12 protein-coding genes are annotated in these 14,378 nt (G+C 72.1%); 5 read left to right on the forward strand and 7 right to left on the reverse strand.

The features are described 5' to 3' along the window. Positions 1 to 382 precede the first annotated feature (382 nt). The 3 genes from choV to G407_RS0102710 form a co-directional block, all read right to left on the reverse strand. A complete protein-coding gene (choV, locus tag G407_RS0102700; RefSeq protein ID WP_029029568.1) occupies positions 383 to 1,642 on the reverse strand; it encodes a choline ABC transporter ATP-binding protein in 1,260 nt (419 codons plus the stop codon). Beyond that, positions 1,639 to 2,490, reverse strand: coding sequence for a choline ABC transporter permease subunit (choW, locus tag G407_RS0102705; protein WP_029029569.1), 852 nt, complete (start codon positions 2,488 to 2,490; stop codon positions 1,639 to 1,641). The genes choV and choW overlap by 4 nt, the downstream gene beginning before the upstream one ends. Positions 2,491 to 2,661: 171 nt before the next feature. After that, positions 2,662 to 3,609 (reverse strand): choline ABC transporter substrate-binding protein, encoded by a 948-nt coding sequence (locus G407_RS0102710; protein WP_029029570.1) that lies wholly within the window; start codon positions 3,607 to 3,609, stop codon positions 2,662 to 2,664. A gap of 246 nt (positions 3,610 to 3,855) precedes the next feature. Between G407_RS0102710 and betI the strand changes: the two genes are divergently transcribed. The 3 genes from betI to betA are packed head-to-tail and all read left to right on the forward strand — an operon-like array spanning position 3,856 to position 7,651. After that, on the forward strand, positions 3,856 to 4,479 hold the full coding sequence (gene betI / locus G407_RS31985) for a choline-binding transcriptional repressor BetI (RefSeq protein ID WP_210163064.1): 624 nt from the start codon (positions 3,856 to 3,858) through the stop codon (positions 4,477 to 4,479). Then, on the forward strand, positions 4,476 to 5,936 hold the full coding sequence (gene betB, locus G407_RS0102720; protein ID WP_029029571.1) for a betaine-aldehyde dehydrogenase: 1,461 nt from the start codon (positions 4,476 to 4,478) through the stop codon (positions 5,934 to 5,936). Before betI ends, betB begins: the two co-directional genes overlap by 4 nt. An 8-nt stretch (positions 5,937 to 5,944) precedes the next feature. Continuing rightward, positions 5,945 to 7,651, forward strand: a complete 1,707-nt coding sequence (gene betA / locus G407_RS25355; protein WP_052340877.1) for a choline dehydrogenase — start codon at positions 5,945 to 5,947, stop codon at positions 7,649 to 7,651. A gap of 2 nt (positions 7,652 to 7,653) precedes the next feature. On the opposite strand, the gene G407_RS0102730 is transcribed toward betA, so the two are convergent. Beyond that, positions 7,654 to 8,442, reverse strand: a complete 789-nt coding sequence (locus G407_RS0102730) for a class I SAM-dependent methyltransferase (RefSeq protein ID WP_029029572.1) — start codon at positions 8,440 to 8,442, stop codon at positions 7,654 to 7,656. 124 nt (positions 8,443 to 8,566) lie between these two features. Between G407_RS0102730 and G407_RS0102735 the strand changes: the two genes are divergently transcribed. After that, positions 8,567 to 9,595 carry a serine hydrolase domain-containing protein gene (locus tag G407_RS0102735; RefSeq protein WP_029029573.1) on the forward strand — a complete coding sequence of 343 codons (1,029 nt, stop codon included), beginning with the start codon at positions 8,567 to 8,569 and terminating at the stop codon, positions 9,593 to 9,595. A gap of 16 nt (positions 9,596 to 9,611) precedes the next feature. On the opposite strand, the gene G407_RS25360 is transcribed toward G407_RS0102735, so the two are convergent. Continuing rightward, the gene (locus G407_RS25360; RefSeq protein WP_052340878.1) at positions 9,612 to 10,073 is read right to left on the reverse strand and encodes a CAP domain-containing protein; all 462 of its coding nucleotides are present in this window, start codon (positions 10,071 to 10,073) and stop codon (positions 9,612 to 9,614) included. A gap of 143 nt (positions 10,074 to 10,216) precedes the next feature. Here G407_RS25360 and G407_RS0102745 point away from each other — a divergent pair, with 143 nt between their 5' ends. Beyond that, the gene (locus G407_RS0102745) at positions 10,217 to 11,437 is read left to right on the forward strand and encodes a TIGR03862 family flavoprotein (RefSeq protein WP_029029574.1); all 1,221 of its coding nucleotides are present in this window, start codon (positions 10,217 to 10,219) and stop codon (positions 11,435 to 11,437) included. 13 nt (positions 11,438 to 11,450) lie between these two features. Here the strand turns inward: G407_RS0102745 and G407_RS30135 are convergent, their stop codons facing one another. Both G407_RS30135 and parC read right to left on the reverse strand, forming a co-directional pair. Then, entirely contained in the window at positions 11,451 to 11,957 is a 507-nt protein-coding gene (locus tag G407_RS30135) for a BLUF domain-containing protein (RefSeq protein WP_052340879.1), read from the reverse strand. A 131-nt stretch (positions 11,958 to 12,088) separates the two neighbouring features. Further along, complete coding sequence (gene parC, locus G407_RS0102755; RefSeq protein WP_029029575.1) at positions 12,089 to 14,332, reverse strand: DNA topoisomerase IV subunit A; 2,244 nt, start codon at positions 14,330 to 14,332, stop codon at positions 12,089 to 12,091. Between the last annotated feature and the right edge of the window lie 46 nt (positions 14,333 to 14,378).

The raw sequence follows: 14,378 nt of genomic DNA on the forward strand, positions 1-14,378 counted from the left end.
TGTGATTCGGGGCCGGTTCAGGCGCGGTTCAGGTGGGCCGCGTAGGGTCGTTCCCGGGAGCGCACGGAGCGGCTCCCGCCTCGACTGCGGCCCGCCTGCGCGCCCTGCCGGCGCCGGCGGGCCGCCTTTTTTGGTCTCTCAGCCGTAGAAGATCAGCGTCAGGATCGCGACGAGCCCGACGATCCCGAGCGCGAGCCGCGCCATCGGCGATGGTGCGCGGCGGGGCGGGAGCGGTCGGCGCGGGCGCTGTGGTCTCATCGCGAAGGCTCCTGCGGGCGGGAGGAAGGACGGGCGTCGCCGGCTCGGCCGCGAGCATGCCCCCTCCCCGCCCGCTCGGGCAAGCCCGAGGCTTTCCGCGGCGGGCCCGCGTCGCGCTCCGGCGTCATGCCGCGGACGACGTGCCCTCACGCGGGTCCGCCGCCGGCTCGGGCCGCTCGGTCGCGCCGAGCACGCCGTCGTAGAGCTCCTTCTCGCCGAGCACGCCGAGCGCCCGCCCGTCCTTGGCGACGACGAGGATCGCACCGGTGAGGCGGCGGATCTCCATCGCCTCGCGCAGGGTGACGTCGGGCGAGACGACGACGACGGCGTCCGCCGGGCTGGCGACGGCGTGGCTCGCCTCGCCCTCCCAGATCCGCACCGGCGCAGGGCCGCGCCCGTCGATCCGCGCCCCGGCGACGGCGCCGTCCTCGGCGATCTCGAGCGTCACGCCCGAGCCCGGCTCGGCGACGAGGCGCCCGTCGCGCAGCCGCGTCAACGCCTCGAGCGGCGTCATCAGGCTCTGCCCCCGCAGGACGTTGACCGGGTTCATGTGCGCCACGAACTCCGCCACGTAGGCGTTGGCCGGGGCGAGCGCGATGTCCTCGGGCGTGCCGGTCTGGACGATGCGACCGCTCTCCATGATGGAGATGCGGTCGCCGATCTTCATCGCCTCGTCGAGGTCGTGGGAGACGAAGAGGATCGTCTTCTTCAGCTCCTTCTGCAGCTGCACGAGCTCGTCCTGCAGCTTGGAGCGGATCAAGGGGTCGAGCGCCGAGAACGGCTCGTCCATGAGCAGGATCGGTGCGTCCATGGCGAAGGCGCGGGCGAGGCCGACGCGCTGCTGCATGCCGCCCGACAGCTCGTGCCCGTAGGCGCCGGCCCAGTCGGAGAGGCCGACCAGCGCGAGCTTCTCGGCGACGACGCGATCGATCTCCGCCTTGGAGCGCCCGTTCACCTCGAGCCCGAAGCCGACGTTCTGCGCCACCGTGCGCCAGGGCAGCAGCGCGAACTGCTGGAACACCATGGCGACGCCGCTGCCGCGCAGGCGCTTGAGGTCGGCGGGCCGGCAGGAGGCGACGTCGATCTCCTCGCCGTCGAGCGAGACGAGGACGCGCCCGCGCGAGACCCGGTTGAGACCGTTCACGCAGCGCAGCAGGCTCGACTTGCCCGAGCCCGAGAGCCCCATCAGCACCGAGATCTCGCCCTCGGCGACCGCGAGGTTCGCGTCGGCGACGCCGACGATGGCGCCGGTCTCGCGCTGGATCGTCTCGCGGTCCTCGCCGCGGTCGAGGCGGGCGAGCGCCTCGCGCTCGCGCCCGCCGAAGACGACGTCGACGTGCTCGAAGCGCACGGCGATGTCGCGGGTCGTCGGCTGGCCCGTCATCGGGTGGACCTCTCGGGTTGCTTGCACAGGCGGTCGAGCACGACGGCGAGCAGCACGATGGCGAGCCCGGCCTCGAAGCCCATGGCGATGTTGACGGTGTTGAGCGCCCGCACGACCGGCTGGCCGAGCCCGCCGGCGCCGACCAGGGCGGCGATCACCACCATGGAGAGCGAGAGCATGATGCACTGCGTCAGCCCCGCCATGATGGTGGGGAGCGCGTGCGGCAGCTCCACCTTCCACAGGATCTGGCGCCTCGACGCGCCGAAGCTCTCGCCCGCCTCGATCAGCGCCTTGGGCGTCGAGGTGACGCCGAGATAGGTGAGGCGCACCGGGGCGGCGACTGCGAAGATCACCGTCGAGATCAGGCCGGGCACGACGCCGAGCCCGAACAGGATCAGCGTCGGGATCAGGTAGACGAAGGTGGGGATCGTCTGGGTGAGGTCGAGCATCGGGCGCAGGACCTGGTAGAGCCAGGCGCGATGCGCCGCCGCGACCCCGAGCGGCACGCCGATGAGCATGCACAGCGCGGTGGCGAAGACAACGAGGGAGAGCGTCTCCATCGTCTCCTCCCAATAGCCCAGGTTGATCACGAGCAGGAAGGAGACGACGACGAGCGCGAGCAGCTTCCACTCGCGGTGGATGATCCACGCGAGCGCGCCGAAGATCGCCACGATCGCGAGGGGATGCGCCCACAGGAGCGCCTCGGTGACCCCGTCGATGACGAAGCCGAGCCCGTCCGAGATCGCGTAGAAGACGAAGGCGGCGTGGTCGTTGAGCCAGTCCACGCCGTCGCGGATGAGCCCGCCGAGCGGGATCTTGTTGTCGGTGAGCCAGGCGACGGGGTCCATGGCTAGTCTCCTTCGCTCGCCGCAGCCGCCACCTCCCCGCAGGGGAGGACGGAGGCCGAAGGCCCGAGGGTGGGGCGGGCGGCGGGCCGGCCACTCGATGCATCGAACGGCCCCACCGCCCGCGCTTCGCGCGGACTCCTCCCCTCCGGGGAGGACCCGTGGTCGGTGCCCTTACTGCGCGAGCGCGGCGCGCACGGCCTCGGCGCCGTCGGCGCCCTCGACGGTGGTGACGCCCTCGACCCAGGCGAGCGCCGTGTCGACGTTCTGCGAGAGCCAGGCGCGGGCCGCGTCTTCGGGGACCGCGTTCTCGTCGAGGATCGCACCCATGATCTCGTTCTCCATGGCGAGCGAGAACTCGAGGTTCGTCAGGAGCGTGGCGAGGTTCTCGCACTCCTCCATCAGCCCGGCGCGCACGTTGGTGTAGACCTCGGCACCGCCGAAGTTCGGGCCGAACACGTCGTCGCCGCCCGAGAGGTAGACGAGGTCGAAGTTGGCGTTCATCGGGTGCGGCTCCCAGCCGAGGAAGACGATCGGCTCCTGGCGCGCCTCCGCACGGCGCACCTGGGCGAGCATGCCCTGCTCGGAGCTCTCGACCACCTCGAAGGAGCCCAGATCGAACATGTCCTCGTCGATCATCGACTGGATCAGCCGATTGCCGTCGTTGCCGGGCTCGATCCCGTAGATCTCGCCGTCGAGCTGCTCCCGGAACTCGGCGATGTCGGCGAAGTCGGTGAGGCCCTGCTCGGCGAGATAGGCCGGCACCGCGAGCGTGTACTTGGCGCCGACGAGGTTCGGCTTCTCCAGCGAGACGACCGTGCCGGCCTCCCGGTAGGGCGCGATGTCGGCGGCCATGGTCGGCATCCAGTTGCCGAGGAAGACGTCGACGTCGCCGTTGGCGAGCGAGGCGTAGGTCACCGGCACGGAGAGCAGCTCCGCCTCGGGCGCGTAGCCCAGCGCCTCGAGCACGACCGAGACGGCGGCGGTGGTCGCCGTGATGTCCGTCCAGCCGACATCGGCGAAGACCGGGGCGCGGCAGGCGTCGGGGACCTGCGCCAGGGCCGGCGCGGTCGACAGGGCGAGGACGCTCGCGGCGGCCAGTGCGGGAAGGCGGATCGTCATCGGGTCGTCTCTCCTCGTCGGGCCCGTTCCGGGCGTATCCGCACGCCGCCCGGCGGCTCGCGGATACACCGCCGCGGCCGGTGCGCGGGAATGCGCCTCGGCGGATGCGGCTTCTCGTCTGGGCCAAAATTGATTGACCGTTCAATTAAGATCGGGCACGGTGCGGATGTCAACCCACCGCGAAGATTTCCCTCGAAGGTGTCCCGGATGCCGCGTGTCGGCGTATCGAAGATCAGACGCAAGCAATTGATCGACGCGACGATCGCGGCGATTCACGCGCATGGATACGACGCGACGACCATGGCGCGGATCGCCAAGGGCGCGGGCATGTCTGCCGGGCTGATCGCACATTACTTCGGCTCGAAGGACGAGCTCCTGGAAGCGACCATGCGCTCGCTCCTCACCGACCTGCAGACGCTCGTCGCGCGCCGGCTCGTCGAGGCCGGCGAGGCGCCGCGGGCGCGGCTTTCGGCGATCGTCGCGGCGAACTTCGACGAGAGCCAGTGCGCCCGCGAGACGGTCTCCGCCTGGCTCGCCTTCTGGGGCCAGGTGCCGCACGTGCCGGAGCTGGGCCGCCTCCAGCGGATCTACCGCCGACGGCTGCACTCGAACCTCAAGCGCGAGTTCTGCCGGCTCGGGCTGCCGGCCGGCGAGGCCGCCCACCTCGCGGAGGTGGCGGCGAGCCTGATCGACGGCGTCTGGGTCCGCGCCGGGCTCGACGGCGGCGGGCTCGACATCATCGCGGCCCGGCGGCTCGTCGGCGAGACGATCGACCTGCACCTCGCCGCCCGCGGCGTCGGCCGCGAGCCGGCGCGCAATTCTGCGCCCGCGCACGAAGCCGCCCGAGAGAAGAAGAGGAAGACGGCGTGACCACCCACCTCCCCCTGTTCATCGGCGGCGAGCGCCGCCCCGCCGCCTCCGGCGAGCGCTTCGAGACCCGCAACCCGGCCGACGGCGCCGTGCTCGCGACCGTCGACGTCGCCGGCGAGGCGGATGTCGAGGCGGCCGTCGCGGCCGCCCGCGAGGGCTTCCGGGTCTGGTCGCGCATGACCGGCATCGAGCGCGGGCGCGTCCTGATGCGCACCGCCGCGATCCTGCGCGAGCGCAACGACGATCTCGCGAGGCTCGAGACGCAGGATACCGGCCGCCCGATCTCGGAGACCTCGGTCGTCGACGTGATCTCGGGCGCGGATTGCCTCGAGTACTACGCCGGCATGGCGCCGACCCTCACCGGCCAGCACATCCCGCTCGGGCCGGAGGCCTTCGCCTACACCCGCCGCGAGCCGCTGGGCGTCTGCGCCGGGATCGGCGCCTGGAACTATCCGATCCAGATCGCGTGCTGGAAGTCGGCACCCGCGCTCGCCTGCGGCAACGCAATGATCTTCAAGCCCGCCGAGCTGACCCCGCTCACCGCCATGGCGCTCGCCGAGATCTACGCCGAGGCCGGGCTGCCGGCGGGCGTGTTCAACGTCGTCCAGGGCTTCGCCGACACCGGCCGGCTGCTCACGCGCCATCCCGGCATCGCCAAGGTCTCGCTCACCGGCGAGGTCGGCACCGGCAAGGCGGTGATGGCGGACGCGGCCTCGACCCTGAAGCACGTGACGATGGAGCTCGGCGGGAAGTCGCCGCTCGTGGTCTTCGACGACGCGAAGCTCGACAACGCGGTCGGCGGTGCGCTGCTGGGCAACTTCTACTCCCAGGGCGAGATCTGCTCGAACGGCACCCGCGTCTTCGTCCAGCGCAAGGCGATGGACGCCTTCCTCGACAAGCTCGTGGCGCGCACGAAGGCCATGGTGATCGGGGACCCGATGGACCCGGCGACGCATGTCGGCCCGCTGATCTCGCACGAGCACATGGGCAAGGTGCTGGCCGCCATCGAGCGCGGGCGGGCGTCCGGCGCGCGGGTTCTCACCGGCGGCGATCGCGTCACCGCGAACGGCCTCGACAAGGGCTTCTACGTGGCGCCGACGGTCTTCGCCGAGTGCACGGACGAGATGGACGTGGTGCGCGAGGAGATCTTCGGCCCCGTGATGACCGTGCTCGCCTTCGACGACGAGGAGGAGGTCGTCGCCCGCGCCAACGCCACGCCCTACGGGCTCGCGGCGGGCGTCTTCACCAACGACCTCGCCCGCGCCCACCGCGTCGCGGCGGCGCTGGAGGCGGGGACCGTTTGGATCAACGCCTACAACCTCACGCCCATCGAGATGCCCTTCGGCGGCGTCAAGCAGTCCGGTCTCGGCCGCGAGAACGGCCACGCCGCCATCCAGCACTACACCCAGGAGAAGAGCGTGTACGTCGCCCTGGGCGACGTCGACGCGCCGTATTGAGCAGCATCATGAGCAAATCCCACGACTACATCATCGTCGGTGCCGGCTCCGCGGGGTGCGTGCTGGCGAACCGGCTCTCCGAGGACCCGGACGTCTCGGTGCTCCTGCTCGAGGCCGGGCCGAAGGACCATTGGTGGGACTGGCGCCTGCACATGCCGAGCGCGCTGTCCTACCCGATGCAGGGCAAGACCTACAATTGGGACTACTGGACCGAGCCGCAGCCGACCCTCGCGGGGCGGCGGATGCACTGGCCGCGCGGCAAGGTGCTCGGCGGCTCGTCCACCATCAACGGCATGGCCTATGTCCGCGGCCACGCGCTCGACTACGAACGCTGGGCGCAGGAGGATCCGGCGCTCGCGCACTGGTCCTACCCCAATGTGCTGCCCTACTTCCGCAAGGCCGAGGCGCGCGGCAAGGGGCCGGACGCCTATCACGGCGGCGAGGGGCCGCTTCGCGTGTCCACCGGGATCGCGCAGAACCCGCTCTACCGCGCCTGGGTCGAAGCCGGGGTGCAGGCGGGCTACGACCGCACCGAGGACCAGAACGGCTACCAGCAGGAAGGCGTCGGCACGATGGACATGACGGTCCACGAGGGCCGGCGCTGGTCCACCGCCATGGGCTACCTGCGCCCGGCCATGAGCCGGCCGAACCTCACCGTGCGCACCGGGGTCTCGACGCTGGAGATCATCCTGGAGGGCGATCGCGCCCGCGGCGTCGTCGTGGCGGACGCCGCGGACGGGCTGGAGCGTCTCTATGCCGAGCGCGAGGTGATCCTCTCCGCCGGCGCCATCGGCTCCCCGCACCTGCTGATGCTGTCGGGCATCGGCAATGCGGACGAGCTGAAGGCGGCGGGCGTGACGCCGCGCCACGACCTGCCGGGCGTGGGCGAGAACCTGCAGGACCATCTCGAGATCTACGTCCAGCAGGAGAGCCGCGAGCCGATCACGCTCTACTCGGCGCTGAACCCCGTCGCCAAGGTGAAGATCGGGCTCGAATGGTACCTCCGGAAGACCGGGCTCGGCGCGACCAACCATTTCGAGACCGGCGGCTTCATCCGCTCGCGCCCCGGCGTGCGCCACCCGGACCTGCAGTACCACTTCCTGCCCATGGCCGTGCGCTACGACGGCCGCAACCCGTCCGACCGGCACGGCTACCAGGCCCATGTCGGGCCGATGCGCTCGAAGAGCCGCGGCAAGATGCGGCTCGCGAACGCGGACCCGGCGGCGCACCCGATCATCGACCCGCGCTACATGTCCCACCCCGAGGACTGGGAGGAGATGCGGGCGGCCGTGCGGCTCACCCGCGAGATCTTCGCGCAGCCGGCCTTCGACCGCTTCCGCGGCGCCGAGCTCGCGCCGGGGCCGGACGTGCGCACCGATGCCGAGATCGACGCCTGGGTCGCGCAGAACTGCGAGAGCGCCTACCACCCCTCCGGCGCCTGCAAGATGGGCTCGGACCCGATGGCGGTGGTCGACGGGGACTGCCGGGTGCACGGCATCCGGGGGCTCCGGGTGGTCGATTCGGCGATCATGCCCTCGATCGTCTCGGGCAACCTCAACGCCCCCACCGTCATGCTCGCCGAGAAGGCCGCCGACATCATCCGCGGCCGCGAGCCGCTGGCGCCGTCGAACGCGCCCTGGCACGAGGACCCGCACTGGGACACGCGCCAGCGGCCGAGGGCGCCCGAGGTGGGAGCGCGGGAGGCGGCGGAGTAGGGCTACCCCGGCTTCCGGCAGCGCACGTGCAGGAAGATCGGCGCGTTGCGCGTGTCCGCGACGACGGGCTCGGCCGCGGCCTCCGCCTCGGTGGCGCGCGGCTCGCCCATCGCCTCGATCAGGAAGCCGGCCGCGACCACCATCTCGACCCAGCGCGACAGCGTGCGGTGGAAGCGCGGCGTGCGGAAGGGCGGGGTCGTCGCGCGCTCCTCGGGCGGGACGGTCGAGAAGATCCAGGTCTCGATGTCGCCGTCCAGCTCCTCGAAGTAGCGGCCGACCTCGAGCGCGACCACCCGGCCCTCCGCGTCGCGGATGTTGCGGTGGTGCGGGGGCACGAAGCAGGGATGCAGGATCGAGAACTGCAGGAAGCCGCCGGGCGCCAGGACGCGCCGCGCCTCGGCCAGCGCCGCCGCCTGATCCGGCATGTCCATAAGGGACATGAAGGCGGTGGCGAAGGCGAAGCTCCCGTCCGGGAACGGCAGCGCCGCGGCGTCGGCGACGCGGTAGGGGATGCCCAGCGGCTCGGCCGCCTCCGCCTCCTCGGCGTGGCGCACGAAGGTGGGCGCGACGTCGATGCCGGTCATGCGCGCGCCGAGCCGCGCCAACGCGCGGGTGTTGGCGCCCTCGCCGCAGCCGAGATCGAGCCCCGCGAGGCCGGCGACCGGCGGGAGCATCGCCAGGAAGGCGGGCGTGTTCAGCGTGTCGCGATAGCGGTCGTGCCCGGCACGGACGAGCCGCGTCCAGGCCTCGGCGTTCCCTTCCCAGCAGGCGGCGACGTCCTCGGGCCTCATGGCGCGGCTCCTCGATGCGGCGGAGCGCCCTGATAGCCGAGCGCGAGCCGAAAGCAAGGAGAAGTCGCGCACGCCGCGCAGGTGCGGCTTGGCCGACGCCCTCCCCGCCCCTAGCTTCCATCCCATGCCCGCATCCCTCACCCGCCGGTCCGCCCTCGCCCTCGCCGCCGCCGCGGCCCTCGCGCCGGCATTCGCCCGCGCGCAGGACGAGGCCGCGCCGGCGCAGACGCTCGACGCGCTCCTCGAGGATGCGGCGGAGCTCGACGCGCTGGAGACCGTGCTCGTCTCCCGCGACCGGACGCTGCTCGCGGAGCGCGGCTACGGCGGCGCGTCGCCCGACCGGCCGACCAACATCAAGTCCGCCTCGAAGGCGATCGTCTCGGCGCTGGTCGGCATCGCCATCGAGCGCGGGCTCCTGGAGGGCGTCGACCAGCCGATCGCGCCGCTCCTGCGCGACAAGCTGCCCGCCGACCCGGACCCGCGTCTCTACCGGATCACGATCGGCCATCTGCTGACCATGCGCGCGGGTCTGGAACGGACGTCCGGGGCGAACTACGGATCGTGGGTGGCGAGCCGCGACTGGGTGCGCGACGCGTTGGCGCGGCCCTTCGTCGAGGAGCCCGGCGGCGCGATGCTCTACTCCACCGGCTCGACGCATCTCCTCTCGGCGATTCTCGCCCGCGAGAGCGGCCGCTCGACGCGCGCGCTCGCCGACGACTGGCTCGGCGCGATCGACGGGTTCGGGATCACCGGCTGGGAGACGAGCCCGCGGGGGATTCACCTCGGCGGCAACCAGATGGCGATGACGCCGCGCTCGCTGCTGGCCTTCGGCGAGACCTACGCCGGGGGCGGGCGGGCCACCGACGGCACGCAGGTGATCCCCGAGGGCTGGGTCGAGGAGAGCTGGACGCCTCGTACCCGCTCCCGCTTCACCGGGGACGGCTACGGCTATGCCTGGTTCGCCCGGGAGATCGGCGGTCGCGACGTGCGCTACGCCTGGGGCTACGGCGGCCAGATGCTCTACATCGTGCCGGAGCTCGGCCTCGTCGTTGTGATGACGTCCGACGAGACGCGCCCCTCCGCCCGCACCGGCTACCGGGACCGGCTGCACGCCCTCCTCGCCGACATCGTCGCGGTCGCGTCGCGCCGATGAACGCGCGCGGGCAGGCTCAGTCGGACGCGAGGACGAGCACGTCGAAGGTGCGGTGGCGCGTTTCCGGTGCGAGCGCGCGCACGTAGCCGATCCGTGTCGATTCGGGGCTGACCAGCGCACGCTGGTGATCGCGAGAGGCCTTCCAGGTCGCGAGCGCGGCCTGCGGCGTCGGGTCTCCCGCGGCGAGGTTCTCGAAGGCGCGATCGGTGTCGACGCGGTGGCGGTGGATGCGGGCGGCGAAGTTGCCGTGGTCGAGCCGATCGCGCGCCGCGACGGTGCGGGCCTGCTGCTCCGCCGCTGCCATCAGCGTGGGATCGACTCGAACCGACCCGAGGCCGTTCGCCCGCCGGTAGTCCGACAGCATCCGCGCCATCGCCTCCGCGTGCTCCCGCTCGATCGTGATCGGGCCGGCGCGCTCCGGCAGGAGCGCGCAGGCGGACAGGAGGACGGCGAGGGCGGCGGCGAGCAGGATCTTCATGGCCCGCCTCCCCTGCCCCCGGCCACGGGCGAAATCAAGGCGGCCGGATCGTGGCCGTGCCCGGCTCCCCCACTGGACAAGCCCGCGCCGCGGGACGATGGTCCCCGCCCCGCACGCGGGAGAACGAGAGAAGGAGCCCGCAGGTGAGCCTCCCCCACGTCGTCATCGTCGGCGCCGGCCCTGCCGGCCTCGCCGCCGCCGAGCGGCTCGTGGAGGCGGGCGGCGTCACGGTCACGGTGCTCGAGCGCATGCCGAGCCCCGCGCGAAAATTCCTGCTCGCGGGTCGCGGCGGCCTCAACCTGACCCATTCCGAGCCGCTCGAACGCTTCCTCGCGCAGTTCGGCGGCAGCGTCGCGCCGGCGGTGCGGGAGGCGATCGCACGCTTCCCGCCGCAGGACCTGCGCGCCTGGGCCGACGGGCTCGGCGAGGCGACCTTCGTCGGGTCGTCGGGCCGCGTCTTCCCGAAGAGCTTCAAGGCGAGCCCCCTCGCCCGTGCCTGGCTCGCGCGGCTCGGGGCGGCGGGCGTGCGGCTCGAGACCCGCACGCGGTGGATCGGGTTCGCCGCCGATGGCGGTCTGCGGGTCGAGAGCGGCGGCGAGGCGCGCACGCTCGCGGCGGATGCGACAATCCTGGCGCTCGGCGGCGCCTCCTGGTCGCGGCTGGGCTCGGACGGCGCGTGGGCGCCGATCCTCGCCGAAGCGTGCGTGCCGGTCGCGCCGCTCGCGGCGATGAACGCGGGCGTCGAGATCGCCTGGAGCGCGATCTTCCGCGAGCGCTTCGCCGGCACGCCGCTCAAGCGGATCGCCATCGGCGTCGGAGCACCGGCCGACGGCGCGGGCACGAGCGAGGCGATGATCACCGCGCACGGCCTGGAGGGCACCGGCGTCTACGCCCGCTCGGCGGAGATCGGCGAAGCCCTCGACGCCGCCGGCACGGTGGCGCTGCGTCTCGACCTGCGTCCCGACCTCGCGGCCGACGCCCTCGCCGCGCGCGTCGCGGCGGCGCTGAAGGGGCGCACGCTCACCGAGCGGCTGCGCCGCGCCGGGCTCGCGCCTGCGGCGATCGGGCTGATGCGGGAGGCGGGTCCCCTGCCCGCGGAGCCGGCGGCGCTCGCCGCCCGCGCGAAGGACTGCGCCCTCGACGTCGCGGCCATGCGCCCGCTCGAGCGCGCCATCTCCACCCGCGGCGGCGTCCGCGCCGAGGCGATCGACGACCGCTTCATGCTGCGGGCGCGCCCGGGCACCTTCGTCGCCGGCGAGATGCTCGACTGGCACGCGCCGACGGGCGGCTACCTCCTGCAGGGCTGCCTCGCCACCGGTCGTGCCGCGGCGGAGGGGGTTCTCGACCGCCTCGGCCGCTCCTGAGGCGGCCCCTCGCCTACTCCGCGGCGCGGACGAACACGATGTCGTCGACGTATCCGGCGCTCGGGCGGGGCGCGCCGAGAAGCGCGTTGTCCTGCGCCTGCGCCTGCGCGGCGGCCTCCATGAAGGCGAGAACGGCGGTGGGCGTCATCGCCCGCACGTCGAGGTCGCGCCCTTGCCGGAACCGCGCGACGAGCGCGGCGGGCGCGCCATCGATGTCGCTGAATGCCATGCTCCATTTGGCGAAGCGCCGCTCGTCGACGGCGCGCATCTCGAGGATCTCGATCGCCTCGTGGCGCGGGTCGCGGCAGATGCGTGCGAAGGTCTCGGACACGGCGGCGCGGCCGCCTTCGAGCACTTGCGCGAACAGGCCCGGGCCGGCGACGAGCACCCCGGTGATCGCGGCGTCGGCGTTGCTCCGCCGTGCCTCGACCAGGATCTCGTCGCACATCGCCAGGAATCCCCCGCGCCGGCCCGCCATGCGGGGGCGGCTGACATAGACGAGGCGGGCCAACGTCGTCATCGCACTCTCCCGGAGGCGCGCCGTTCGAGCGGCGCGCTCGTCTGTCTTCTGCACAGCCGGGACCGTGCACGCAGCGGGGTTAACGATGCGCAACGCATTTATGTGAAATACTGGCGTGCCGCTTCGCACGATTACGAAAACCGGTTCGTCTTCGGGAAGCCCTTCGGCGGCAGGCGACCGGCGTCGGCGCGGTTGGCGATCCAGTCGCGCAGGTCCTCGCCCTTGACGGTCCAGGTGCGGCCGGACGTGTCGACCCAGGTGAGGCCGTCGGCGAGCGGGAAGATCTTGGCGTCCGACACGCCGCCGTCGCGGTAGCGCTGGAGCCGAACGCCCTTGCCGCGGGTCATCTCGGGCACCTGTGCCAGGGGGAAGACGAGGAGCTTGCGGTTCTCGCCGACGATCGCGACGTGATCGCCCTCCGCCGGCACGGCGAGGACGGCCTTCGCCCCCGCGTCGACGTTGAGCGCGAGCTTGCCCTTGCGGGTGTTGGCGACGAGCGAGTCCGTCGGCGCGACGAAGCCGCGCCCGTCCGACGACACGAGGAGCCGCTTCTGGCCCGCGACGAAGGGGAAGATCGCGGCGATCTCGGCGTCGTCGTCGAAGTCCACCATGAGCCGGATCGGGTCGCCGAAGCCGCGCCCGCCCGGCAGCTTCGACGCATCGAGGGTGAAGGCCTTGCCGTTCGTCGCGAGCGCCAGGACCTTCGCCGTCGTCTCCGTGTGGAAGGAGAAGGCGAGCGCGTCGTCACCCTTGAAGGCGACGGAGGAGACGTCCTGAACGTGGCCCTTGAGCGCGCGGATCCAGCCCTTCGTCGAGACGATGACGGTGATCGGCTCGCGCTCGACCATCGCCTCGGTGATGTCGATACCCGCCGTGTCGGGCATGTCCTCGAAGCTGGTTCGCCGGCGCCCCACAGCGGTCTCGCCGGAGAAGCTCTTGCGCACCTCGCGGATCTGCTTGGCCACCGTCTTCCACTGCTTCTGCTCGCTGGCGAGCAGCGCCTCCAGCCCGCCGCGCTCCTCGGTCAGCGCGTCGAGCTCGCGCTTGAGCTCCATCTCCTCGAGCTTGCGCAAGCTCCGCAGGCGCGTATCGAGGATGGCGTTCGCCTGGATCTCGGTGAGCTCGAAGGTGCGCATCAGCTCCGCCTTCGGCTCGTCCTCCTCGCGGATGATGCGGATGACCTCGTCGAGATCGAGATAGATGACGAGCAGGCCGCGCAGGATCTCCAGCCTGCGGTCGATCGCCGCCATGCGGTGGCGCGAACGGCGCTGGAGCACGTCGCGGCGATGGTCGAGCCAGGCCCGGAGCGCCTCGGCGAGCCCGATGACGCGGGGCACCGTGCCTCCGACCAGCACGTTCATGTTGAGCGGGATGCGCGCCTCCAGGTCCGTGAGCCGGAAGAGCGATTCCATCATCAGCGCGGCGTCGACCGTGCGCGCGCGCGGCTCGAACACGATGCGCACGTCCTCGGCCGACTCGTCGCGCACGTCCGCCACGAGCGGGAGCTTGCGCTCGGCCATCAGCTCCGCGATCTTCTCGATCATGCGGGACTTGCCGATGCCGTAGGGAATCTCGGTGACCACCACCGCCCATTGCCCGCGCCCGCCGTCCTCCTTGTGCCAGCGCGCACGCACGCGAAAGCCGCCGCGGCCGGTATTGTAGGCCTCGACGATCTGCTCGCGCTTCTCGACGATGATGCCGCCGGTCGGGAAGTCCGGGCCCGGCACGAAGGCGAGGAGCTGCTCGGACGTCGTCTGCGGATGGTCGATCAGGTAGAGCGCCGCGTCGCACAGCTCGGCCGCGTTGTGCGGCGGGATCGACGTCGCCATGCCCACCGCGATGCCCTGCGAGCCGTTGGCGAGCAGGTTCGGGAAGGCCGCCGGCAGGACGACGGGCTCCTCCGTCGAGCCGTCGTAGTTCGGCCGGAAGTCGACCGTGTCCTCGTCGATCCCGTCCAGCAGCAGGCGCGCGACCTCGGTCATGCGCGCCTCGGTGTAGCGGTAGGCGGCCGCCGCGTCCCCGTCGATGTTGCCGAAATTGCCCTGGCCGTCGACGAGCGGGTAGCGCGAGGCGAAGTCCTGCGCGAGGCGCACCAGCGCATCGTAGATCGCCTGGTCGCCGTGGGGATGGAACGAGCCCATCACGTCGCCGACGACCTTGGCCGACTTCTTGAACGCGGTGCCGGGATCGAGCCGAAGCAGCCGCATGCCGTAGAGGATGCGCCGGTGCACGGGCTTGAGCCCGTCGCGCGCGTCGGGGAGCGCGCGGTGCATGATCGTCGAGAGCGCGTAGGCGAGGTAGCGCTCCTCGAGCGCGTCCTTCAGGTTGATGCTCTCGGCGTCGGGGCCGGACGGCGGATCGACGGGCTTGCCCATGCGGCTCCTCGCGGGATGGTGCGATTGCGTGTGCTAGAACGGATCG

Source organism: Salinarimonas rosea DSM 21201 (assembly GCF_000429045.1).
GTDB classification, from domain to species: domain Bacteria; phylum Pseudomonadota; class Alphaproteobacteria; order Rhizobiales; family Beijerinckiaceae; genus Salinarimonas; species Salinarimonas rosea.